At 39.6% G+C, this 23,716-nt stretch carries 29 protein-coding genes; 19 read left to right on the plus strand and 10 right to left on the minus strand.

Annotated elements, in window-relative coordinates; genetic code table 11:
- Positions 1-2: 2 nt before the first annotated feature.
- Positions 3-1,862 (minus strand): CBS domain-containing protein, encoded by a 1,860-nt coding sequence (locus ABXZ32_RS04895; protein ID WP_354617551.1) that lies wholly within the window; start codon positions 1,860-1,862, stop codon positions 3-5.
- A gap of 130 nt (positions 1,863-1,992) precedes the next feature.
- Here ABXZ32_RS04895 and rnpA point away from each other — a divergent pair, with 130 nt between their 5' ends.
- The 9 genes from rnpA to ABXZ32_RS04940 all read left to right on the plus strand — a co-directional run bounded on the left by rnpA (position 1,993) and on the right by ABXZ32_RS04940 (position 9,837).
- Positions 1,993-2,379 (plus strand): ribonuclease P protein component, encoded by a 387-nt coding sequence (gene rnpA / locus ABXZ32_RS04900; RefSeq protein ID WP_354617552.1) that lies wholly within the window; start codon positions 1,993-1,995, stop codon positions 2,377-2,379.
- Positions 2,363-3,991, plus strand: coding sequence for a S41 family peptidase (locus tag ABXZ32_RS04905; protein ID WP_354617553.1), 1,629 nt, complete (start codon positions 2,363-2,365; stop codon positions 3,989-3,991). Before rnpA ends, ABXZ32_RS04905 begins: the two co-directional genes overlap by 17 nt.
- 144 nt (positions 3,992-4,135) lie before the next feature.
- Positions 4,136-6,142 carry a S9 family peptidase gene (locus tag ABXZ32_RS04910; RefSeq protein WP_354617554.1) on the plus strand — a complete coding sequence of 669 codons (2,007 nt, stop codon included), beginning with the start codon at positions 4,136-4,138 and terminating at the stop codon, positions 6,140-6,142.
- Between the two features lie 116 nt (positions 6,143-6,258).
- A complete protein-coding gene (locus ABXZ32_RS04915) occupies positions 6,259-6,735 on the plus strand; it encodes a nucleoside deaminase (RefSeq protein ID WP_354617555.1) in 477 nt (158 codons plus the stop codon).
- A gap of 15 nt (positions 6,736-6,750) precedes the next feature.
- The gene (locus tag ABXZ32_RS04920) at positions 6,751-7,377 is read left to right on the plus strand and encodes a chloramphenicol acetyltransferase (protein ID WP_354617556.1); all 627 of its coding nucleotides are present in this window, start codon (positions 6,751-6,753) and stop codon (positions 7,375-7,377) included.
- Between the two features lie 113 nt (positions 7,378-7,490).
- Positions 7,491-7,682: a cold-shock protein gene (locus tag ABXZ32_RS04925; RefSeq protein ID WP_354617557.1), complete on the plus strand. Its 192-nt coding sequence runs from the start codon at positions 7,491-7,493 to the stop codon at positions 7,680-7,682.
- Between the two features lie 88 nt (positions 7,683-7,770).
- Positions 7,771-8,229 (plus strand): DUF4174 domain-containing protein, encoded by a 459-nt coding sequence (locus ABXZ32_RS04930; protein ID WP_354617558.1) that lies wholly within the window; start codon positions 7,771-7,773, stop codon positions 8,227-8,229.
- Between the two features lie 104 nt (positions 8,230-8,333).
- On the plus strand, positions 8,334-8,942 hold the full coding sequence (locus ABXZ32_RS04935; protein WP_354617559.1) for a YkgJ family cysteine cluster protein: 609 nt from the start codon (positions 8,334-8,336) through the stop codon (positions 8,940-8,942).
- A 151-nt stretch (positions 8,943-9,093) separates the two neighbouring features.
- The gene (locus ABXZ32_RS04940) at positions 9,094-9,837 is read left to right on the plus strand and encodes a LytR/AlgR family response regulator transcription factor (protein WP_354617560.1); all 744 of its coding nucleotides are present in this window, start codon (positions 9,094-9,096) and stop codon (positions 9,835-9,837) included.
- On the opposite strand, the gene ABXZ32_RS04945 is transcribed toward ABXZ32_RS04940, so the two are convergent.
- Positions 9,834-11,795, minus strand: coding sequence for a sensor histidine kinase (locus ABXZ32_RS04945; RefSeq protein WP_354617561.1), 1,962 nt, complete (start codon positions 11,793-11,795; stop codon positions 9,834-9,836). The two genes, ABXZ32_RS04940 and ABXZ32_RS04945, sit on opposite strands and share 4 nt — an antisense overlap.
- A gap of 198 nt (positions 11,796-11,993) precedes the next feature.
- On the opposite strand from ABXZ32_RS04945, the gene ABXZ32_RS04950 reads away from it, so the two are divergent.
- The 5 genes from ABXZ32_RS04950 to ABXZ32_RS04970 all read left to right on the plus strand — a co-directional run bounded on the left by ABXZ32_RS04950 (position 11,994) and on the right by ABXZ32_RS04970 (position 16,263).
- Positions 11,994-12,539: an ester cyclase gene (locus ABXZ32_RS04950; protein WP_354617562.1), complete on the plus strand. Its 546-nt coding sequence runs from the start codon at positions 11,994-11,996 to the stop codon at positions 12,537-12,539.
- Positions 12,540-12,541: 2 nt separating this feature from the next.
- Positions 12,542-13,312, plus strand: coding sequence for a hypothetical protein (locus ABXZ32_RS04955; protein ID WP_354617563.1), 771 nt, complete (start codon positions 12,542-12,544; stop codon positions 13,310-13,312).
- Positions 13,313-13,340: 28 nt separating this feature from the next.
- Positions 13,341-14,261 (plus strand): nuclear transport factor 2 family protein, encoded by a 921-nt coding sequence (locus tag ABXZ32_RS04960; protein ID WP_354617564.1) that lies wholly within the window; start codon positions 13,341-13,343, stop codon positions 14,259-14,261.
- Positions 14,262-14,436: 175 nt separating this feature from the next.
- The gene (locus ABXZ32_RS04965) at positions 14,437-15,474 is read left to right on the plus strand and encodes a methyltransferase (RefSeq protein WP_354617565.1); all 1,038 of its coding nucleotides are present in this window, start codon (positions 14,437-14,439) and stop codon (positions 15,472-15,474) included.
- A 24-nt stretch (positions 15,475-15,498) separates the two neighbouring features.
- Positions 15,499-16,263, plus strand: coding sequence for a hypothetical protein (locus tag ABXZ32_RS04970; RefSeq protein WP_354617566.1), 765 nt, complete (start codon positions 15,499-15,501; stop codon positions 16,261-16,263).
- 84 nt (positions 16,264-16,347) lie between these two features.
- On the opposite strand, the gene ABXZ32_RS04975 is transcribed toward ABXZ32_RS04970, so the two are convergent.
- The 5 genes from ABXZ32_RS04975 to ABXZ32_RS04995 form a co-directional block, all read right to left on the minus strand.
- A complete protein-coding gene (locus ABXZ32_RS04975) occupies positions 16,348-16,629 on the minus strand; it encodes a TIGR03643 family protein (protein WP_354617567.1) in 282 nt (93 codons plus the stop codon).
- Between the two features lie 9 nt (positions 16,630-16,638).
- On the minus strand, positions 16,639-17,058 hold the full coding sequence (locus tag ABXZ32_RS04980) for a DUF2452 domain-containing protein (protein WP_354617568.1): 420 nt from the start codon (positions 17,056-17,058) through the stop codon (positions 16,639-16,641).
- A 97-nt stretch (positions 17,059-17,155) separates the two neighbouring features.
- Positions 17,156-17,290, minus strand: a complete 135-nt coding sequence (locus tag ABXZ32_RS04985; RefSeq protein ID WP_354617569.1) for a hypothetical protein — start codon at positions 17,288-17,290, stop codon at positions 17,156-17,158.
- 10 nt (positions 17,291-17,300) lie between these two features.
- The gene (locus ABXZ32_RS04990) at positions 17,301-17,522 is read right to left on the minus strand and encodes a hypothetical protein (protein ID WP_062059171.1); all 222 of its coding nucleotides are present in this window, start codon (positions 17,520-17,522) and stop codon (positions 17,301-17,303) included.
- A 29-nt stretch (positions 17,523-17,551) separates the two neighbouring features.
- The gene (locus ABXZ32_RS04995) at positions 17,552-17,716 is read right to left on the minus strand and encodes a Lacal_2735 family protein (protein WP_354617570.1); all 165 of its coding nucleotides are present in this window, start codon (positions 17,714-17,716) and stop codon (positions 17,552-17,554) included.
- A gap of 320 nt (positions 17,717-18,036) precedes the next feature.
- On the opposite strand from ABXZ32_RS04995, the gene ABXZ32_RS05000 reads away from it, so the two are divergent.
- Genes ABXZ32_RS05000 through ABXZ32_RS05015 form a run of 4 tightly spaced genes read left to right on the plus strand, consistent with a single transcriptional unit; the run spans position 18,037 to position 21,577 of the window.
- Positions 18,037-18,426, plus strand: a complete 390-nt coding sequence (locus tag ABXZ32_RS05000; RefSeq protein ID WP_354617571.1) for a hypothetical protein — start codon at positions 18,037-18,039, stop codon at positions 18,424-18,426.
- A gap of 1 nt (position 18,427) precedes the next feature.
- On the plus strand, positions 18,428-19,978 hold the full coding sequence (locus ABXZ32_RS05005; RefSeq protein WP_354617572.1) for a GMC family oxidoreductase: 1,551 nt from the start codon (positions 18,428-18,430) through the stop codon (positions 19,976-19,978).
- 47 nt (positions 19,979-20,025) lie between these two features.
- Positions 20,026-20,598, plus strand: a complete 573-nt coding sequence (locus ABXZ32_RS05010; protein WP_354617573.1) for a pentapeptide repeat-containing protein — start codon at positions 20,026-20,028, stop codon at positions 20,596-20,598.
- Positions 20,588-21,577 (plus strand): MBL fold metallo-hydrolase, encoded by a 990-nt coding sequence (locus tag ABXZ32_RS05015; RefSeq protein ID WP_354617574.1) that lies wholly within the window; start codon positions 20,588-20,590, stop codon positions 21,575-21,577. Before ABXZ32_RS05010 ends, ABXZ32_RS05015 begins: the two co-directional genes overlap by 11 nt.
- A gap of 5 nt (positions 21,578-21,582) precedes the next feature.
- Here the strand turns inward: ABXZ32_RS05015 and ABXZ32_RS05020 are convergent, their stop codons facing one another.
- Entirely contained in the window at positions 21,583-21,927 is a 345-nt protein-coding gene (locus ABXZ32_RS05020; protein WP_354617575.1) for a HopJ type III effector protein, read from the minus strand.
- 214 nt (positions 21,928-22,141) lie between these two features.
- Here ABXZ32_RS05020 and ABXZ32_RS05025 point away from each other — a divergent pair, with 214 nt between their 5' ends.
- On the plus strand, positions 22,142-22,516 hold the full coding sequence (locus tag ABXZ32_RS05025; RefSeq protein ID WP_354617576.1) for a hypothetical protein: 375 nt from the start codon (positions 22,142-22,144) through the stop codon (positions 22,514-22,516).
- A 44-nt stretch (positions 22,517-22,560) separates the two neighbouring features.
- Here the strand turns inward: ABXZ32_RS05025 and ABXZ32_RS05030 are convergent, their stop codons facing one another.
- Both ABXZ32_RS05030 and rpiB read right to left on the minus strand, forming a co-directional pair.
- Positions 22,561-23,004, minus strand: coding sequence for a GNAT family N-acetyltransferase (locus tag ABXZ32_RS05030; protein WP_354617577.1), 444 nt, complete (start codon positions 23,002-23,004; stop codon positions 22,561-22,563).
- A gap of 70 nt (positions 23,005-23,074) precedes the next feature.
- Positions 23,075-23,506: a ribose 5-phosphate isomerase B gene (rpiB, locus tag ABXZ32_RS05035; protein ID WP_354617578.1), complete on the minus strand. Its 432-nt coding sequence runs from the start codon at positions 23,504-23,506 to the stop codon at positions 23,075-23,077.
- Positions 23,507-23,716 lie beyond the last annotated feature (210 nt).

Genomic DNA, 23,716 nt, shown 5'->3' on the forward strand with positions numbered 1-23,716 from the left:
GGTTAATGGGAATGCAGGTCGTTGCTGGTAATAATGCCTACCAATTTTTTTCCGTTCACCACAGGAAGACAATTAATGGCCTTGGATTGCATGATACTCTTTGCCTTTACCAATTGCTCATCCTCCGTAATGGTAATTAGTTGTGTCTTCATGATATCCCGGATACTCTGTTCCAGCTCGCCTGGTTTTCCCAAATACTGCTCCACATCCGTCCAGGTCAAGAGCCCTACCAAATCCAAATCATCGTCTAGTATAGGCACGTGGTGTATATTTTTCCACTGCATCATTTTTAACACCAATTCCGCACTGTCGTTTTCTTGTGCTGTGATGGATTTGGTATTCATGGCCTGACCAACTTTTGATAATTCTTCCTGGAAACTGAGTTCATCTCCCCTTGGCAATTCCCAAGCATCAACGGTATATCCTTTCTTTTGCTGTTGATACATAGATGCCGTTAATATTGCCAATGCATTCAAGGGTTTATGCTCTTTTATTAATTTTCGATATGCCTTTACCGTCCATCTGGATCCATTATATGATTTTATCCTTTTCTCAATGATGGTCAAATAATGTTCAGCATCTTCGGGGGCTACATCCATGGCATACAATCCCCTATATGCCATTGGTAAGAGGACGTCCAAGAGCAGGTCGTGGCTAGACACTAATTTTCCGTCCCAATAAAATTGGGTCGCCATCCCATATCGTGCCGCATTGTAAAAATTGGTCTTTACATCCTTAAAATCCATTTTGGTGTGGAGGTCATTGTACTTTTTGGGCCTTCCCTTCATTATACCCACCCAAAACATCATATTGGCAATTTCATCGTCAGTGGTAGGTCCGGAGGGGATATACCTGTTTTCAATGCGTACATGTGGTTTTCCCTTGGCAGCCCCATAGCAAAGTCGGTTCCATTTATATACCGTGCCATTATGCAGGTTCAGGGCCCTCAGTTTTGGTATTTTTCCAGCCTTCAGTTCACTTAGGCTATCGGTCTCAAAATTTGTGGTCAACATACTCCTGAAACCAACAATCGATTCCTTATAGAAATCCACTATGCTTCCTCTGGCCCAGTCGTTGCCAAAATTCACCCTTGCTTCCCTTTCATTTAATAGAAAGGTGCTTGCCCTCGTATCTACACTTTGGGTGAAAAGGGCTATTCGTGTTTCTTGCCATAATTCCCTTCCCATGAGCATGGGCGCATTGGTACAAATAGACAGCAAGGGTCCGGCAATGGCCTGTGACCAATTATAGGTGTCCCTAAAATCATCTGGATCTATCTGCAAATGGGATTGGTAACTGGTGTTACACCCTTCGTACAGCACGGAATCATGGTGTACATTGAGCTCATCCACCCCTTTGATATGAAGTTCAAAATCATTTTTTCGCATCTGCTTTACGGCATCGTTCAATATTTGATATCGCTTTATTGGGGTCATGTAGGGCAGATCCAACTGCTTTTGGGTAATGGTAGGCAGTATTCCAGTAAGGATAATTCTATTGCCATGTTTTTCTGCTACCTGATCTGCCTTTTGCAACAAGTCATCCAATTGCTTGTGCATATCTGAAAAACACTTGCCTTTTAATGGCAGGGGATCGAGATTGATCTCCAAATTGTACAAGGCTATTTCCGTGGTAAAATGAGAATCGTTTATTTCCTCCAATATCTCCAGGGCCTTATTTGAAGGTTGCCATGCCCCGTCTACCAGACAGAATTCCTGCTCGGCCCCAATACGGATGGGGCTTTTCTCGAACATATCGTTTTCCAACATATGCTCCAAGGCTTCAATATCCGTCAGTAGCTGTTTTATGTATTTTGAATTATTTGGGCTTTTCAATAATGCCTCTACGTGTAATTCTCCCATTTTCTTCAATTTTGTTTGTGTCTATAACCTCAATTAAAACAACTTCCAAAATAGCTTCCTTTGAATTTTTGACCTATGATGAATGTCATAAATTAGAAACTGTGGTTTTTATTTTTACTTTTACGCCACCATGTCATTTACATTCCCCAAAAAAGAAAAATTAAAGAGTAAAAAGCTCATTGAACGGTTATTTGCTGAAGGGAAAAGTGTTTCCAATTATCCCGTAAAACTCATCTATCTTAAAACCGTACATGAGGACGGCTCTAAAATTAAAACAGGAGTTACCGCATCGAAACGTAATTTTAAAAGTGCCGTAAAACGAAATCGGATAAAAAGGCTGATGCGCGAATGTTACCGCTTGAACAAACCCTTAATTTTTAACAACATAGAGGGAGACTATGCGTTTATGTTTTTATATCTTGGAAAAGATATGCCAACATATGAGCAGTTAGAAACATGCTTTAAGCTCATTATAAAAAAACTTTTAACCAAAGAGAATCATGAAAATGTCGATTAAAAAAAAGGTTCTTATACCCATAATTGCCCTGGTATTTCTTGTTGTAGGCTCTAGTTATAAAAGTGATTTCTTTGAAATTGCAAAGCAGATAGAAATATTTACCACCTTGTTCAAGGAGTTGAACATGAACTACGTGGATGAGACCAATCCTGCAGAACTCATGGACAATGCCATTAAAAACATGTTAGAAGGGCTTGATCCCTACACCAAGTTTTTGAACGAGCAGGATGTTGAGGCTTTTAAGATCAACAACGCAGGAGAATATTCTGGTATAGGTGCGGTAGTACGTTCCTATAAGGATAAATTAGTGGTCATAGAACCTTATAAAAACTATCCCGCAGATAAGGCGGGCTTAAAGGCAGGGGACGAAATTATCAAGATCGGGGATATTGGCATCTCAGAATTCAAGGATAATGGCAGTGAACTTTTAAAAGGGGCGAACAATACATCCGTAGAGGTAACCTATAAAAGACAGGGGCAAATAAACACAACCACTATTGTTAGGGAAGCAATAGAAGTGGACGCTGTTCCTTATTATAAAATGGTGGATGCCAAAACTGGGTATATTGTATTGGCAAAATTTAATCAGAAAGCGACGGAACAGACAAAAGAGGCCCTGATAAATTTGAAAAACGAAGGGGCTGAAAAAATAATATTGGACCTCAGGGGCAATCCAGGGGGACTACTTTCCGAGGCCATCAATGTGACCAATATATTTATTCCTAAAGGCGAATTAGTGGTCACTACAAAATCCAAAGTCAAAAAATTCAATAGGGAATACCATACCAAAAACCAACCTGTAGATGAGGATATTCCTCTTGTGGTCCTGGTCAATGGACGAAGTGCATCGGCCAGTGAAATTGTATCTGGAAGTTTACAGGATTTGGACCGTGCCGTGATCATGGGAGCAAGAAGCTTTGGAAAAGGACTTGTACAAAGACCCTTGAAACTCACGTACGGAACACAGTTAAAAGTAACTATTTCACGCTATTATACTGCCTCTGGTAGGTGTATTCAATCCTTGGATTACTGGAACCGGGATGACGATGGAAAAGCCGTTAAAAATAGCAAGTTTACCGACTTTAAAACACGAAATGGTCGTAAAGTGCAAGATGGGGGTGGGGTTTTGCCAGATATAGAGATCAGCGCCCTACGAACCAACGCCATGACACAAGGACTATTGGACAGCAATGTAATTTTTGATTTTGCCACCCAATATTACTATCAAAATAAGTTAAATGCCCCGTCCGAATTTGATTTTACGGATAACAACTTTGAGGCCTTCAAAACCTACGTGAACCAAAGTTCTTTTAGCTTCGAAACCAAAACGGAAAAGGCTTTGAAAGAAGTGATGACGCCGGAAGAAAAGGCTATCTATGGGGCGGAGGTAGAAGAGGGGTTTAAAAACTTGTTGGTACAGATCAACAAAAGTAAACTCACTGCCTTGGACAAGTACAAAAACGAGCTTCAGAAAAATTTGGAGGATGAAATCATCAAGCGCTATTTCTACAGGGAAGGCCTATATGATTATTACCTGGGTCATGATGACGCCATCTTGGCGGCAACCGCATTACTGGCAGACACATCCAAATACAAGGATGTTTTAAGGTAATTTTCCAAAAAAATATAAATAAATTGGTTTTAAAAAGGTAGAATTTTTCTGCCTTTTTTGCTTTTTATGTGTTTACAGAAATACGATATTACAACACATATATTTTATATCTTGGGGATGGTCTTTTTTAAAAAAATCGTCTTTATGATACCCAACCGTATTCCACTTTTTCTCCTGATCATTTCTTTTGCCTATCCCTGGATGGGCGATGCCCAATCCGATAAGAAATCGGTAACCATTGAAGAGCTCATGCAGCTTAAAACGGTAAAAAATCCAGTAATCAGTCCAGACGGACAATGGGTTGCGTTTACGGTCGCTGAAATGGACTTAAAGAAAGATGCTTGGGAGACCCGAATTTGGATGGTTCCCTCTAAAGGAGGAGAAGCGATCCCTATGACCGCAAAAGGTTATTCTGCCTCGGAGCCCAAATGGAGCTCAGACAACAAATACCTCTCCTTTCTGGCATCTAAAAAGGAAGGTGATAAAACCCAAGTATGGACGCTGAACCGACAAGGCGGGGAGGCGGAACAGCTCACCAAAATCCCACAAGGAGTAACATCCCATGAATGGTCGCCCAAGGGCAGGGAATTGATGCTGCGAATTAAAGATCCCAAACCCGAGGAGCTCACAGAGGATAAAGAAGATGATAAAAAAGCGAAACCCTATGTGGTAGACCGCTTACAGTTCAAGCAAGATTACCAAGGCTATTTAGACAGTTACAGAACCCATCTCTATGTTATGACCATTGGCGATTCTATCCCCAGGCAGATCACCTCTGGCGATTTTGATGACGAAGACCCGGTTTGGAGTCCGGACGGAACCCAAATTGCCTTTACCAGCAATAGATCGGACAATCCGGACGGAAATTCGAACACCGACATCTGGATTGTAAATACGGCCAATACGAATAAAGGGGAATCATTACGCCAGGTCACTACTAATCCCAATGCCGATTTTTATCCCTGTTGGAGTCCGGATGGCAAACATATTGTTTATAGAACCGTCACGGATAAAAAAGCCATTTGGTATGCCACACAAAAATTGGCTATTATCCCAGTGGATGGTGGACAACCGAACCTGTTGGCAGAAGCCTTGGACAGGAATATCAGCAAGCCGAACTTCTCGGACGACGGGAAGCTGATTTATTTTATTTTAGAAGAGAGCGGCACTAGTATTCTGGCTTCCATTGACCCTGCCGGAAAAAATTTAAAAAGGGTTATTCAAGGAGATATCAGTATCTCAGATTATGATCTAAAAGGGGAAAGTATCTTTCCTCTTTTGGGTAAAGCAAACCAACCCTACGAGGTGTATAATTTTACCAAATCATTAAAACAACTTACATCCCTAAACGATGGACTTCTGAACAAGATGGAGAAGCCCAGCATTGAAAAAATACATTTTAAGAGTGCCGATGGCACCGAAATAGAAGGGTTTGTGGTAAAGCCCATTGGTTTTGACGCTAGCAAAAAATACCCTACCATCCTTTGGCTTCACGGAGGGCCCGTAAGCCAATATCAATTTGAATATGACATAGAGCCCCAGCTATTTGCTTCTAATGGCTATGTGGCTCTTTTAATCAACCCCAGGGGCTCCTCTGGCTATGGCCAGGCCTTTTCGGAGGCCCTTATTGCAGATTGGGGCAACAAGGATTATCAAGATGTTATGGCCGGTGTAGATTATGTGATAGGACAAGGGTATGCAGATCCCAATAAATTGGGAGTAGGGGGCTGGTCCTATGGCGGAATACTGACGAATTATGTCATCACAAAAACGGATAGGTTCAAAGGGGCCATTTCCGGTGCCAGTGAAGCTTTATACCGATCCAATTATGGTCATGACCACTATCAACTCACATGGGAATTGGAATTGGGACTGCCATGGGAAAATGCAGAAGCTTGGGAGAAAATATCCCCCTTCAACCAAGTGGCAAACATTACAACCCCAACCTTATGGATAGGGGGAGAAAAGGACTGGAACGTTCCCATCCTCAATTCCGAACAGATGTACCAAGCCATGAAGAGATTGGGTAGGGAGACACAATTGGTTGTTTATCCTGGAGAGCACCATGGAATTAAGCGCCCATCTTTTGTTAAAGATCGTCTGGAACGATACCTCCAGTGGTTTAAGACATATGTTGAAGGGGAAAAGTAATCCTCCTGTATTTCAGGTTGATAATAATTAAGGTTTTATCCTAGGTAAACCAAACCGCATTTCTATTTTTGTAGCCTATTATTTCTAGAATTATTTAGAAAAAAAAAGATCAAAACATGACAGAGAGGGACGAATATTTTATGCGTAGGGCCATTGCCTTATCTGCAGAAGGAATGAACGCCAATGCCGGCGGACCCTTTGGTGCGGTCATTGTAAAAAATGATGAGATTATTGCTGAAGGTTACAATAGGGTGACTTCAACGAATGACCCCACCGCCCATGCCGAGGTCGTAGCCATTAGGCGCGCCTGTGAAAAACTAGGAACCTTTCAATTGGATGATTGCACCATATATACATCTTGCGAACCTTGCCCCATGTGTCTGGGAGCCATCTATTGGGCACGTCCCAAACAAGTATTTTTTGCATGTGATCGTGAGGATGCGGCAGCTATACAGTTCGATGACCAATTCATTTATGACGAGTTAAAAAAGGACATGGGAGACCGTGAGATTAAATTTGTCAGCCTTCTTCGAAAAGAAGGGGTGAAGGTCTTTGAGCAGTGGGCCCATAAGTCAAACAAAACCGCTTACTAAATACCCATCCATACCATGGAAACTTATTTGGACTTGGAGAACTGGGACAGAAAGGATCACTTCCATTTTTTCAACGGATTTGAAGAGCCATTTTGGGGGGTAACAGTGGATATTGATTGTTCCATTGCATATACCAAGGCGAAAGAATCCCAGGTTTCCTTCTTTCTGTGGTATTTGCACAAATCCATCATGGCCGTCAACCAGATCCCTGAATTTAAATACCGAATTGATGATCAGAACAGGGTGGTGATTCATGATACCATTTGTGCCTCCGCCACCATTCAAAGGCCAAATGGAACTTTTGGGTTTAGTTATATTGATTTTTATCAAGATTTTGAAACCTTTAAGGCGGAAGCCCAGAAAGAAATAAAAAGGGTGCAAAATGCCAATGATTTAATGCCAGCTACAAACTCTGACGCAGTTGTCCATTATTCCTCTTTGCCCTGGTTGAAATTTACTTCCTTCTCCCATGCCAGAAGATTTTCCACAAAGGACAGTGTTCCCAAAATATCTTTTGGCAAAATGACGGAGACCGATGGAATACAAACTATGCCCGTCTCCATTCATGTGCATCACGGCCTTGTTGATGGTATTCATATGGGCAAATATGTGGAACTCCTTCAACAGCTCATGAACGAATAATAGCATATTAACCCACTTAGCGTTAGTAGCTTATCGAAAAAAAATAATATTCAAAAAATAAAACAATTAAATTTTTGTATTATTTTTAATACGAATATTTATTAATTTTTATCATGGGTAGAGGCACAGTAAAATTCTTCAATGAATCCAAAGGATTTGGTTTCATCGTTGAAGATGGTTCAAAGAAAGAACACTTTGTTCACATTTCGGGATTGATCGATGAAATCCGCGAAGGTGATGAAGTTGAATTCGAACTAAAGGAAGGTAAAAAAGGATTGAATGCCGTAAATGTATCGGTGATATAATTTACCGGTTATCTCAACTTTTTAGTACCGCATCAGCCCGTTTCCAAGACGGGCTTTTTTTATCTCCAGTAATTAACAGCTTGTGGTTATGAACACCGAAAAATTAATTCAACAGTCCGGAAAGGGTACACATATAGCTATTATGTTCTTACTACTCATAGTCCTTGGGGCTAACAACCTTCAGGCCCAGGATCCATCATCCTTTCAATGGAAAAATAGGCTATTATTGATCCTTGTGAACGATCTGTCGGAAGAGGTTTATATTAATCAGTTGGCTGAATTAAATGCGCATAAAAAAGGGTTGGAAGAGCGAAAACTACTAGTGTATCAAATACAACCCAATAGGTATACTGTTGGCTTGGCAGACCAGAGGTGGCAGCAGTCAAAGCGGCTGTACAAAAAATACAAGAAAACAAAAGCGCCCTTCGAGATCATTTTGGTGGGTTTGGATGGTGGCAATAAACTTCATAGAACAAAATTTCTTGGGTGTAAAGAATTGTTCAACACCATAGATGCCATGCCCATGAGAAGATGGGAAAAACAATAACCCACAACAATACTTACTGAAAATCAATACTATAGCTTTCGAAAAATAGGCTGTACTTGGTGTTCATCATGAAATTTAATAGCGTACATTCGCCGAAAAAATAAATGACCATAGAAAGTAGGGTATTGGCAGTGGAAGCATTGTACGATCAACTTGAAAAGGAGATTTCCGGATTTCAATCCCACACCAATCTACATTGTGTCACCGGCTGCGGAAAATGTTGCACCAAACCGGATATTGATGCCTCCCCTCTGGAATTTCTACCATGGGCATTTCATCTTTTTTTATTGGGAAAAGCAGAAGAAACCTTGGGAACCTTAAAGGAGCGTTCCGCTGCCCAGTGTTTTTTGTACAACCCCGTTTCACTTTTAGGTGGCAACAATGGTAGTTGTGGCCAATACAAATACCGCGGATTGATCTGTCGTCTTTTTGGTTTTGGTGCCAGTAGGGATAAGATGGGACAGTTGCGCTTGGCAACCTGCAAAATAATTAAGGAAGGACAACAAGAAAACTATCAAAAAGCTTCTCAAGATATATCCATGGGGCTGCCAGTACCCATTTTTATGGATTACTATATGAATCTTTCACAAATCGACTTTAGAATGGGGAACATTATTGTTCCCATCAACCAAGCTTTAATATTGGCCATTGAGGAGGTCTTACAATATTACGCTTACCGCCCGTTTCCTGGGGGTCTTAAAATTACGGCATAAATAAGAGATTGGTAATTGGCATTGCTATTTTTGGGTAGGACAACCATTATAAAAAACACAATCATTCTCATGGTTATGTTTCTGATTATGTGTATCTTACTTAACTGCTTAGTATAAAAATCCCCTATTTAGTTACTAAAAGCTGATACCTATGGGGGAACAAATAAAAATTCTTATAGTAGAGGACGAGATGCTGATAGCGGCAAACATCTCCTTGCAACTACAAAATTTGGGCTACGAAATAGGAGGCGTTTTCCCTAGGGGAGAGGAAGCTTTAGCTCACTTAAAAGAACATTCGGCAGATATTGTTTTACTGGATATTCAGTTAAAAGGCGACTTGGACGGCATTGAAACGGCGGCAAAAATTAAGGAGCTATATAAGCTACCTATCATTTTTCTGACGGCCAATACAGATGATGCGCATTTCAATAGAGCAAAAGAAACCCATCCGCACGCCTTCATCTCCAAACCCTTTAAAAAATTAGATTTACAACACGCCATAGAGCTGACTGCCGAAAACAGTCTGCGCGATATATATGCAGATCCTTCTTTGCCAAAACCCGCTAGTTCAACGATTGTCTTGGAAGACCGTATTTTTGTGAGGCATCATGAAAAAATGGTGAAAATTATAATCAAGGACATCCAGTATATTGAAGCCGAAAGAAACTATTCCAGGATCTATTGCTGTGATAAATCCTTTTTATTGGTCGTTACCTTAAAGGACCTGGATAAAAAACTACCACAAGAACACTTTATACGTATTCACAGATCGTACGTCATCAATCTGTCCCAAGTAGATGAAGTAGCCAATACCCATGTGGTTATTGCCAAAAAAGCAGTGCCCTTGAGCAAATCATACCGGAAAAATTTTATGGAACGGCTTCAGACCATTTAAGGGTGTTGCCACTTAAATTTTAGCGTGGCCTTTATTCCTTTAGTATTTTCATAGGTAAGTTGTCCGTCTAATTGATGTACAAGCAAGTCAATCATGTGCTTTCCAAATCCTTTGTTTTTGGCATGTTCTTCTTGTTTTTGGCCCACCCCGTCATCGGCGACGCTCAAAACCATGAGACCATCATATTCACGCTCCATGATCAATTCTATTACACCTTTTCTGTTGTTTGGGAAAGCATATTTAAAGCTGTTGGTCAACAATTCATTCACGATTAGGCCAATGGGTACTGCTGTATCCATATCCAGTTCTATATTTTTAATTCCATAGTTGATCTTGATCCTATTTTCGGCCCCGAACGATTCCAGCACATGGGTACCCAAATCTTTAAAATAATCGTTCATATCAATGGCGGCCAAATTTCTATCCTGGTACAACCTCTTATGGATCATGCTCATGGAGTATACCCTGTTCTGTATCTCTTGCATGGCAGAGCTTAGGGTATTGTTCTTTAACTGTGAAGCCTGAAGCGCTAAGAGACTGGATATAATCTCTAAATTGTTTTTGACCCTGTGGTGCACCTCCTTTAAAAGATACTCCTTTTCTAAATTTTGTTCTTCCAGCCTTTTATTTTTTTTTCGGTTATTCTTGAAGGCCACGTAGCCCATCGCCAAAAACATCATAAAGAGGACAATGGCAATGGTCATAAATTTCTGTCTTATGTTCTGTTGGATCAACCTGGTTTCCTGTAGCTGAATCGTATTTTCCTTTTGGGCCACATCATATTGCGTTTGAAGCAGGGAAATTCGTTGATCGGCCTCAGCTGTAAAAATCTCCTTTTCCAGTTTGTCATACTGCTCAAAAGCTCCATATGCCTTTTGGTAATTGTGGTTTCCGGCATACGCCCTGCCCAATGCCTCATAAGCCTGGCTGAGATAGAAAATATCTCCAAAGTCATCTGTTGCAATAACTAAACACCGTTCCAAACTTTCAATAGCCGAGATATATTTCCCCTCCAAAATTTGAAGTTTGCCAAGAGATAGCCATGAACGCATCAATAAGAACTGATTGTCCAGCAGTTTTGAGTATTTAATGGCCGAACTTCCTGCCCTATCTGCTTCATCGAATTTCCCCATGAAGGAATAAAGATCTATCAGGGAAATATAGACATCTGCCAGATTGTTGTAAAAACCATAGCGTTCACCAATCACGTTGGATTGTTTATAATATTCCAACGCCTTTTCATAGTTCGCTGTCCCCAAATAGTTGTTTCCAACCACATAAAGGGCAAAACCATAATCGAGATCATTGATGCCCCTTTCCTTAAATAGACGAACCGATTTTAGGCCGTGTTGTAATCCAATCTCAAATTTTGATTGTTTCCAAAATATGTTGCTCAAATCACTGTAGGCTTGGGCAATGGCCCATTTGTCTTTTAATGCTACTCCAAGGTTCATCGTTTCCATGGCAAATTCCGCCGCCTTCCCCAAATCTCCCCTACGCTCAAAAACATATCCAAGTTGGGTGTTTAAAAAGGGGAGGTCCACTTGTTTTACCTTGGATTTTGCCTCTTGAAGTAACTGTTCCGCCATATTCAAACGCTCCATTCTAAGTAAAATAGCCCCTTGGGTCACCTGTAACCTTCCTTCCCATAGCGTATTTCCCAACCCTTTTGCAAGCAAGATGCCCTTTTCACTAAATTCCAAGGCAGTGTTTAGGTTACGGGTGTGCCAATAATATGCCAGATCGTTGATTACCTTCAGCTTTACCGTGTCATTGGCGATGGATGTAAGTCCCTCCTCCAGAACATTGAGGTAAGAGCTCCCGAAATTATCCGTTTCTACAAAAATTTGTTGGTAAGGGTGTTCTTTGTTAAAATCAAAGATTTGCGCATGGGAGAGCGCATTGTTTCCAATGGCCAATACCGTGATACAAATCAATTTTAGAATAGCTTTTTCCATTCATTTAAACGTATTCCGGCAAGATCCTAGGTATTTAAAGGTACAAATATTAATAATGTAAACCCCCTGATAATGAAATGCCTAGGTTCGGTAATAAATCAATGGCACTCGTCCCAACACGATTGCTTTTATAGTATTAAAGTCTTTACTTAAGTAATCCAAAGTCTCCCCTTTTTATTTTTATTAATGTGTCGCTTTATGAAAGCACTGCTCACTTTTACTATGATATCTTTTTTTCTTGGTTATTCCTGTAACGGTATTACCAAGCAAATGGAGCAGGAAAGGAAACAAACCGAGCAGCTTGTTAAAAACAATATTGACACCTACATTACCTCTTGTTGGAACCAAAATGATGGTGCTGCCTTAGATGCAATTACCGCTTCTACCTACATCCGCACCTTAAACGGCATTAAAGTGGTGGCCACACAAAAAGAGCTACAGGCACATATCAACGTATTTGCCAAAGGATTCCCCAATATGAAGGTTTCTTTGGAAAACATGTCCCTCAAGGAGGACAAAGTTTTTTTAAAATGGCATTTTACGGGATTGAACTCTGGAATTTATGGTGAATGTGCCCCCACCCACAAGAAAGTTAAAATAAGCGGATTAAGCCATCTCACGTTTGATAAGAATGGGATACTGTTAAAGGAAGACACCTATTTCAACGAGTTGAGCCTTATGCAACAATTGGGCTATCATTTGAGTCCACCTGAGCAAAAAACATCTATTAATCAACCAAAATAATTATGAAAACACTACTAAAGAAAACCATTTTAACTGCCGCACTAATTCTATTGTTGCCCTTAGCGGGTATTGCACAAGAAAGCAGTATGAAGTCTTTTTGGATACACGAAGATGTGGTAAAACCATCTATGGTCATGGAATATGAGACCGTATGCAAAGAACTAGTTTCCAATATGAAAAAGTATAATATCACAGAAGCTGATTTTATAGTATCAACCTTATCCGGATCCCGCTATCTTTATGTAGGCGGCATCTCCAACATGGCCGACTTGGATAAAAAGGTCTTCAGCACCCTTGCGGAAAAAATGGGGGGCGATGCAATGTCGGACCTCTTTAAGAGAATGGATAAATGTTATGATATAGAGCATGACTATGTGATTCACTTAGATTCTGATCTGTCCTATATGCCAAGTGGCATGACCCAAACTCCAGAAGGAAAAAATTACCGAAAATTCCATTATTTATACATAACACCTGAAAATCGCGATATAGTCAAAGAAAAAATGAAAGCGATAAAGGCACTCTGGGCCAGTAAAAATTCCAAGGTAGAATACCGGGTATACAAGAGCGGTTTTGGGACCAAGGGAGAGTTTTATATGGTCGCTGTTGCGGCCAAAGATGCCGTGGACTATGCCGTTAGTGCAAAGGAAAACCAAGACCTTTTGGGGGAAGAGGGCAAAAAAATAATGGGAGAGCTCTATAAAAACCTATTGAAATATGAGGAATATGTTGGAGAAATGAGACCTGATATGGCCTATTCCCCTTCAAACTAAATTAACAGACGCAAAAAAATAAAAAACCATGAAAAAAATAATCACTATTGGGATCATAGCCATCCTTTTTATTACATGCCAGAGCAAAGGACCCGAACGATATTCGACCACAGGACCCGAAATAGACCTGGTCAAGGAACTAATTCAAAATTATGAAGCTGGGGATTGGGATAATTGGATCTCCCATTATGCAGATACCGCAAAGATCCACCATAATACCTGGGAAGAAACTTCAACTACCCCTGCAGAAACACGGGACGGTTTTAAGACAAATCTCTCAGCCCTATCCTCTTATCAATTTGATGATGACCCAATTTATTACGAAAAGGTGCTTACCGATGAAGGCAAGACTTGGGTCAATTTTTGGGGAAACTGGAGAGGAGTTATCGCAGCCAATGGAAAAGAGTTTACAATCCCGGTACATCTGAGCATCAATATAGAAGATGGAAAGATACAAGAGGAATTCGGAATGTATGATCTGACCGCCTTTACCATGGAAATGAATTCCTTGAACAATATGTCTGTCGATGAAAAAACAGTGTTATCCTCCATTCAAAAAGTTGTCGAAGCTTGGAACAAAAATGACAAAGCACTTTTTGAATCCATTTCGGTCAAAGATTTCATAAGGAACGGGAACGGACTTCGTGTGGCGAATAATCCCGAGGAATACGGTGGTTTTATGGATCTCTACCATGGTGCTTTCCCAGATTTTAAAGTAGTTGCGGACAATTCTGTCATTATGGGGAATACAGCCTATATAAATTGGACCGTAACCGGAACCAATACAGGAGAATTTATGGGCAATCCAGCAACGAACAAAAAAATAAAAACACACGGGTTGAGTGTCTGGACTTTTAACCCAGAAGGTAAAGTCGTCCAAGAAAATGCATTCTCGGATAATTTGGAAGTATACAAACAGCTGGGCTATACAATGCCAACGCCCCAGTAAGAAATTAAAAAAAGCCTAACGGAGATTCTATTTTGATTTGTTTTCGGGGGGAAAAAATCAGAAAGTTCGTTAGGTTTTTTTTAACGTATTTGTATACGTAATTATCACAGCCGTGACAGACCCACATTGATGTTGCGCAAGAGTATCCCCAGCATAAACCCTTAAAAATAAAGCTATGGAAACCAGCACAAAGACAAAAATAAGCCCGTCCAGAATCATAGAAACCGGAATGGGCTTTTGGGCATCAAAAACGCTTCTGACAGCAGTTAATCTTGGGCTGTTTACCCATTTGGCCAAGGGGGCACTGACTGCAAAGGAAATAAAGGAACACTTGGAATTGAACGAAAGGAGCCTTTATGATTTTTTAGATGCCTTGGTGGCCCTTGGGTTCTTAAATAGAAAAGGATTGGAGCAAACTGCCGTCTACAGTAATACCGCGGAGACCGACCTATATCTTGACAAGAACAAAGCCACATATATAGGAGGCATGTTGGAAATGGGAAACAACAGACTATATCCTTTTTGGAATAATTTGGAGGATGCCTTAAAGACGGGACTTCCCCAAAATGAGGTTAAAAATGGAAATATGCCCTTTTTTGAGGTCTTGTATTCCAATGAAAAAAGACTGCGACAGTTTATCAGTGCAATGGGAGGTTTTCAAATGGGAAATTTTATCTCTTTTGCCAAATCTTTTGATTTTTCAAATTATAAAACACTTTGTGATATTGGGGGGGCAGGATGTGAATTATCTATGCAGGTTTCTACCCACCACCCCCATATGGAATGTATTTCCTTTGACTTGCCCAAGGTATCGGAAATTGCGCAAGAGAAATTGGAGGAAATGGACTATTCCCCAAGAATAAAGATTGTTTCCGGCAACTTTTTTAATGAAGATTTTCCAAGCGTTGATGTGATCACGATGGGAAACATACTTCATGACTGGGGGACTAGAGATAAAAAACTATTGATTTCCAAGGCGTACCAGGCCCTGCCCAAAGGAGGGGCATTGGTGGTGTTGGAAAACCTAATTGACGATGAGAGAAAAGAAAATGTATTTGGACTCTTAATGTCTTTGAACATGCTGATTGAAACCTATGAAGGATACGATTTTACTGCCTCTAAATTTAAAAGATGGGCCAAGGATGCCGGTTTTCAAAAAACAGAGGTAATTCCCTTGGCGGGCCCTACAAGTGCCGCTATCGCCTATAAATAAACAGTAACCATTAAAATAGATCAAATGAGAAAACTAATCTTTTCGATATTGCTAATACCATTATTGGTAGTATCACAGAGCACAACGGAATATCCCGTTATTGAAAATGGAATGATTACGGCAAACCCGACAAAGATCAAAGAATTTGAAAAAGGGGTGGCTGCCCACAACAAAAAGTACCATGCGGAAGGTGCTTATGGGGCAAGAGTCTATTGGATTTCCAATGGCACCAATGTGGGTAAATATATGTGGGTCATGGGGCCATTGCCCTGGAGTGCTATGGATACAAGACCGGCCAAAGAAGGTCATGACGAGGATTGGAATACCAATGTTTTGCCCTATACCATGGCGGAAGGTGATCAAACGTATTGGAGATTCCATCCGGCCCTATCAAACTTTCCAAAAGATTTCAATTTGAAATATTTAAGAGTAATGATGTTGGATATGGTGTCTTTTAAAGAACAACAATTTTTAGAACAGCTCGATAAGGTAGCCGCAGTGATGAAAGCTAAATATGCCAACGAACCTTATGGCATGTATACGAATGAAATGCCAAATAGTAAGGATGGAAGGGACTTTGCCTTTGTTGATTTTTTTGATAAAATGAGCTTTTTGGGAAGGGAAGATACCTTTCCAAAGGATTTTGAAGCTGTGCATGGAGAAGATAGTTGGGAATCATTTTTAAATGTGATGGCCGAAACCACAAACGGCATGCAATCGGAACTATGGATGTTTCGGGAAGACCTGAGTGGACTTAGCCCTAAAGTAATCGCCATGGAAAGACAGTAGCTTCTAGAATTAGCAGTGTAATGACCATTAGATAAACACCAATGATAAGACCCGGGTAATCCTGGGTTTTATTTTTTAAGATTATTATCTTTTGCTGATTTTATTCCCGGAGATAGCCTTTTGGCGGGAACTTTTGAACCTGCTAATCTCAGGATTGCGCTTCTTAAGATGCTTTTGGCTTACCCCGCTATTGACCCTTTTACGCCAGCGCTTAAAACTACCTTCTTTAAGATTGGTACGCATCAATTTTATGACCTCTTTTTCTGGAATTTCAAATTGAAATTCAATAGCCTCAAAGGGCGTGCGGTCTTCCCATGCCATTTCTATGATCCTATCCAATTCCCTTTCGTTAAACGCTGTTCTCATCTTGTTTTTTTATTTCCTTGAAACCAAGTTGATTTTCTCCCACATTTGATCTGCGTTCAGCCTAAAACTGCCCACATAATCAAAACTACATTCGTGGGGCGCTATTACGGATAAAAAAGGTTCCTGCTTCTTATCCCTATATAAATGATATGTTTCACCTACTACGGGTTCAAAATTAAACCGGGCCCCATAGATTAAATTATTATATTCAAACTGCTCCATCATTTCATCATAGGCCGCCTTTAGCTCAACATATTTGGTGTTGATATGATGGTTGACCTTGTGAATGTTCTTGTTTTTCCAGGCTACAGTGTCCGTAGCGGTGATCTTTGGTGCCCCCACTCCTGTGGCATAAGGCTTTAAAGCAGCGTCATAGCGCTGGTCTTCCTCATTAAAAACTATTTGATCTGGTTTTTTTGTAGTGCCCATAATTTTTGTAAACCTACTTCCGATTGTTAATTACTTTAAAAAATCGACGATTTTTGAACTCATGGGGTCTACGGATGGTTCAAATATCTCCAATAGCCTAACTTTTCATCCAACAGGTATTTTTGAAATTCCATTTAACCGTATATACGGCAGAAGCCTCCACTGGAGCACTTTTGTCCATTGGAGTTTTATTCATTACCAATTTCTTGGCCAAAGATTTTAAAGGGTGCATTACCGGATTTTTACGCTGACAAATTTCCTTTTAGCCGCTTCTCAATTTTTTGTTTAATAAGGGTCAGTCGTTTCATGAGATCCATGATTCTACTGTCATTTTTTTCCTTATAAACCTCATTAAGACCAAGAATAAGTTCTTTTACCTCCCTAGAGGCAACAATGCGGTCATTAGTAGATTTGAATGAAGTTTTGCGTTGTTCAAACTCCAAAGCTCTATCCATTATATCCATAGAAGAATTATTTAATAGTTGTGTTGACATCAATCTAATCGTTCCAATTGCTTCATAATTTCTTCGGCCTCAAATACTTTTTCATCACTTTGCTTTCGGTTAGTGGTGGAAAGGGCGTGTGCCTCCTTCATTAGTTTTTGATACTTTTCCTGAAGAACTTCTTTTTCTGATTTCTTTTTGAATAATCCGAACATAGCAATTTATGTATTAAATTTTGGAGTACATACTTTCTTAAGTCGATATTAACATGTACATGGTAAATTTACAAAATGTTTATATATTTTTACATTTTGTTAAACAAAATAACATGCTTTTAACTTTTTATACCATCAAAATTTAGCTGAAAGTCGAATTGTCGATTTCTGCATACTTGAAGATACACTTAATTTCCATGGTATTTTTTATCTTTAGGAATGTTTTCATTTAATTTGAGACCCCCTCGAAATTCTTTTTTAAAATTAGTTTTTAGGTATCGGGATATTAGTAACTTTTCCCCCACAATAAACCAACCAAAATGAAAAGACGTAATTTCTTTTTGCTTTCCTTGGCCGGACTTGCAACTGTGGCCGTTCCGTCTTACTGTATATGGAAAAAAAGCAATGAGAAGAAAAATCCACTTTACGAACCTAGAATTCTGACCACTATTTTAGAGCCCTCGGATATTGTAGAAATGGGGAGGATGTATTGTAGTCAGTTTCCCGATAACGGCCTAGAAGAGAAATTACAAGATTTTCTTACTGACAACGTAAATACAGATACTGATGATCTCGCATCTATGTTGGAACAAGAGGTTAAAAAGGATTACGAAACTGGGAATACTGTGATTTTAGACGGTTGGATCCTTTCAGAAACAGAGGCGGTACAGTGTGCCCTTTTTTCCATTTCAGAATCAAATCTCTCCTAATATGCATATAGATGCTCGGGAATTGGAAGCCAATACCACCATAGAAGGTGACATCTGCATCATTGGAGCAGGTGCTGCAGGGATCAGCATGGCCCTGGATTGGATCAATTCTCCATTTAAGGTGATTCTATTGGAGGGAGGAGGATTTTCATATGAAGATGAAGTACAAAATTCCTATGCAGGAGAGACTTCTGGTCAGAAATATTACCCCTTAAAATCTAGTAGGTTGCATTATTTTGGGGGAACAACAGGGCATTGGGCCGGAATGTGCTCACCGTTTGACAACATAGACTTTACGGAGCGCAACTGGGTACCCCATAGTGGTTGGCCCATTACCAAAAAAGATCTTGATCCCTTTTATAAAAAGGCACATGAAACGCTACAACTAGGCCCTTATAATTACAATTTTGAGTATTGGCGCCGCGTTCTCCCAAATTTGAACCCCTTTCCTTTGGACAAAAATGTAGTTTGGAACAAAATGTGGCAATACAGCCAGGCCAGATTTGGAAAAATATATAAGGATACCATACTTGACGCCAAAAACATACAACTCTATACCTATGCCAGTGTCACGGAAATAAATGTCAATTCCAATGGCAACCATATTGGGGAAGCAACCATAAAAAACCTTACGGGGAAATCCCATACCGTGAAGGCAAAATATTTTATAATGGCCTGCGGTGCCATACAAAATGCTCGACTCCTATTGGCCTCTAATTCCATTTCCAAAAAGGGTTTGGGCAATGAGAATGACCTTGTGGGACGTTATTTTATGGAACATCTGGAGGTCCCCTCCGCAGAACTCTGGCTCTCCAAACCTTTTCCGACAGACCTTTACTCATGGACCTTTGGGAAGACCAAAGCCAGTGCGGAATTAGCTATTTCCGAACAAATGCAAAAAGAACATCGTATTTTGAACGGTACAGCTTCTCTTATCCCCTTAACTATTGGAAGGCTTCAAAAATCTAAATTGGATTCATGGTCCAATGAAAATCCCAAAAAAGCCATGAAAAATATGATGAAGGATTGGGATTTGGCCGCCGAAAAAGCAAAAAAAGACAATAAGGGTGCCATTTCCAAAGCTTATCAGCTCAATACCCGCATAGAACAGGCACCTAACCCCAATTCCAGAATAACCCTAGGTTCGGAGCTAGATGCCCTTGGCGTTCCCAGGGCACACCTTCATTGGGAACTTACGGCCTTGGATAAAAGAAGTATCCGGAAGATATACGAGCTTATTGGGCAACAAATGGGGATATCAAATTTGGGAAGAGTCCGCCTATTAGAGTTCCTTCAAGATCCAAACGACGACAGTTTTCCGGACACTGTAAATGGAGGATGGCATCATATGGGGACCACTAGAATGGCCAATAGTCCCAAACAAGGGGTGGTAGACTCCAATTGCAAGGTACACGGGATCGCTAACCTTTATGTAGCGGGTTCAGGCTGTTATACCACCTCTGGCGCCCCTAATCCAACCCTAACCCTGGTAGCACTTTCCCTTCGTCTATCTGATCATTTAAAAGAAAAATTAAAAGAATCCATTCTCTAATAACTAATGCGGCATACTCTTAGTAACCGAAAAAAATCATATAACCCATGGACCAGTATATTCAAGAGGAAACTTTTAAGGGCGTCAATTTTTTTGAATCCCCTTTACAAAAAGGGACCTATGAATCCTGCTCCTTCAACAACTGTGTTTTTTCCAACTGCTACCTATCCAATATTATATTTGAGGAGTGCACTTTTAGCGATTGTAATTTTAGTATGGCACATCTGAAAAATGCTTCTTTCAGAGATGTGATATTTAAGGATTGTAAACTCATGGGTCTCCGTTTTGATGAGATGGATGACTTTTTGTTTCAGGTAAGTTTTATAGGGTGCAACTTGCAATTATCCTCCTTTTATCAGAAAAATATTCCCAAAACGAAATTTGTACATTGTAATCTGGAAGGGACCGATTTTTCAGAGGTGAACTTATTGGGGGCCACTTTTGATCAATGTAACCTTAGAAATGCCATTTTTGATAGAACAAATTTGGAAAACGTGGACTTTTCCACTTCCAATCATATTCAAATGGATCCGGAAAAGAATAAATTAAAAAACGCCAAATTCTCAACCGATGGGGCCTTAGGGCTTTTGGCCAAATACAATATAAAAATTGAATATTAAAAAGACATCATTTCTGGTTCTTATCAGTGTATTGAACTTGGTTGCCTGCAAGGAAAACCATCAGTCCAAATCCCAATCAAAACAGGAACCCGTTAACAGTTCCCCAATTAAAAACCAAGTTTCCCTCATCATTTTGGGAACTGTCCAGGATGCCGGTTCACCTCATATAGGATGTACCAAAACTTGTTGTGAAAATCTATTTTTTGAACCAAGTGAAGAAAGAAGGGTAGTCTCTTTGGGCGTAGTAGATCCTGATCATAAAAAGAAATACCTCTTTGAGGCTACGCCCGATATTTCCAAACAACTAAAAGCACTAAAAAACTACGACACGTCCATACAAGGGGAAATGCCAGATGGAATATTCCTTACACATGCACATATAGGACACTATACTGGTCTTATGTATCTGGGAAAGGAAGCCATGAATTCAAAAGCTGTTCCTGTATTTACTATGCCGAAAATGAAATCATTCTTAGAAGGGAATGGGCCATGGAGCCAGCTAGTGAACAATAATAATATTACCCTGAAGGAGATATCAGAAGTAGAAGAGCTCAGGCTTACCCCTCATCTTAGCGTTACCCCAATTATAGTACCGCACAGGGACGAGTATTCTGAAACTGTTGGGTTTACCATATTTGGCCCGAACAAAAAAGTGCTATTTATTCCTGATATTGACAAATGGAATAAATGGGATAACAGTATTATTGCCTCTATTTCCAAAGTAGATCTAGCCTTTATTGATGCTACCTTCTACGATGGGGAAGAATTGAACAATAGGGATATAACCCAGATACCACACCCCTTTGTAATAGAGAGTATGGCACTTTTTAAGGACCTATCACCCAATGAAAAATCCAAGATCCATTTCATCCATGTAAACCATACCAATCCCTTGTTGGACAAAAATAGCAGTGCGTATAAAAAAGTATTGGAAAATGGGTTTAATGTGGCCCAGTTTAAGGATGTGTTTGCCTTATAGCACAATTATTTTTTGATAAGGGCATTCTTTTCAAAAGATATACCCTCCCACCCTGTTCGCATAAAATTCCTAATGTTCTGATGATCTTCCCCATGGGGGTTTTCCAAAACATCTTGTCGATAATAGTCTCCAAAACAAGATAGGGCTTCTGCTTTGTTCAAATTATGGAGTTTAGCAAAAAAAAATAGTTTACAAGATCCAGAATTCTGGCCAGCCTCGTTTACCAGCCTTCCATTGGTAAACCTTACGGGCTCAAATAAATAATGGTCCTCAATAACGGCCATGGTATCCTTGAACGATATTTCTTGTGGATCATTTCTTAATTTTTCCATAAATGCGGATACGGTCATTGGACACTAATTTTATAGATTGAGAGCACAAATATATATCAAGTAAAATGATTGTCTAAAATTTAGGATGCTGAGTAATCTTCATTCTTTATCTAAAAAATAGAATTTTTTCCCCTTAAACACTTGGCATTAGTAAATTCTCTTTATTCGTTAAAATACTGTTAATCAAATCTTTAAATTGGTATTTCCATAATATTATAGTATCTTATGAGGTATGATACACGAAGAAAAGTTAGAAAACCAAGAATTTTTAAAGAAATCCATAAGCCATTTAGAATCCAGAGGCTTTGAATCCATTAAAGCAGATCTGGAGGGTTTTGAACATCCTAAATCGTATCTAAAAAAGAGTAATGGGATGAGGGTTACACCGGATATAGTAGCAATTAAAAATGGTAGAAAATATTTTTTCGATATCAGTCTAAAATCAGAAAAACACTCCCTGCTTAAATCAAAATGGTTATTCCTGGATACCTTGAGCAGAATGAAGAGTAATCGTTTTAAGATCATCACTACCAAAGGCCATTACAAATTTACCAATACCTTAATGGAAGATCTCAATATGGATGGAGATCATTTGATGAAAGTATAAAATATATTTCTTTGCAAAATTATAAAAGGAGGCCTGAGCCTCCTTTATTTTTGTCTTGTCATTCCTATATGGGGAATCCCATCTTCCAGATATTCTTCTCCCACTTCCTTAAATCCAAGTGAATTATAGAATTTAATTAAATAACACTGTGCAGAGAGATGAATAGTGCTTTCATTAAAATATTCTTCAACAGCGGCAATAGATGCTTTCATAATATCAACACCATACCCAAATTTCCTTTCTGAAGATTTTACAACTACCCTGCCTATACTGGCCTCATTGAAATAATCCCCACTTTTGAAAATTCGTGTATAAGCCACTACTTCATTTTCCTTATAACCAATGATATGTAGGGCTTTTTGATCCTTCCCATCCAAGTCCTGGTATACACAGTCCTGTTCCACTACAAAAACCTCACTCCTAAGCTGAAGAATATCATACAGCTGGCTGGCTGTTAGTTCTTGAAATTTTTTTATTTCTACCCTCATTGTAACCTTTAATAAAAGGAATTGTACATGTTATAATGACAACAAACCATCACCTTGGGATGCTCATTCATTATGAACAGGCAATTTTTTCAATCCTTCTTTCGTGTCTTCCTCCTTCAAATTTGGTTTCCAAGAAAGTTTTAACCATTTCCAATGCCTGGGGCATTGAAATGTATCTTGCAGGCAAACTGAGAATATTGGCATCGTTGTGTTCCCGTGCCAAGGATACAATCTCTTTATTCCAACAAAGTGCACAACGGACCTTTTGATGTTTATTGGCAGTCATAGAAGCTCCATTGCCACTACCACATATAATGATACCAAAATCAACTTCGCCATTTTCTACATCATTGGCAACCGGATGTACAAAATCAGGATAGTCAACACTATCCGTCCCATCGGTACCGTAGTTCTGAACCTCAATTTTCATTGACTTTAGGAGTCCAATAACGGCCAATTTATACTCTGTTCCCGCGTGGTCATTTCCAATAGCTATTTTCATAACATAATCGTATTAATCCTATACAAATGTACAACAACCTATGGTTTTACAACAAAATACGGGTTGTTAACAACATAAATTTCAAGTTTCACCAAACTTGCTGTAATTATGCATCTTAGGTTTTATTGTTAATTGTTAATAACAACCTCATAAAAAGTAACGACTAAATTTTTATTTCCATCCTTTAAATTCAATTAGAAAATTAATTGG

The organism is Sediminicola luteus, from assembly GCF_040566555.1.
GTDB lineage: Bacteria > Bacteroidota > Bacteroidia > Flavobacteriales > Flavobacteriaceae > Sediminicola.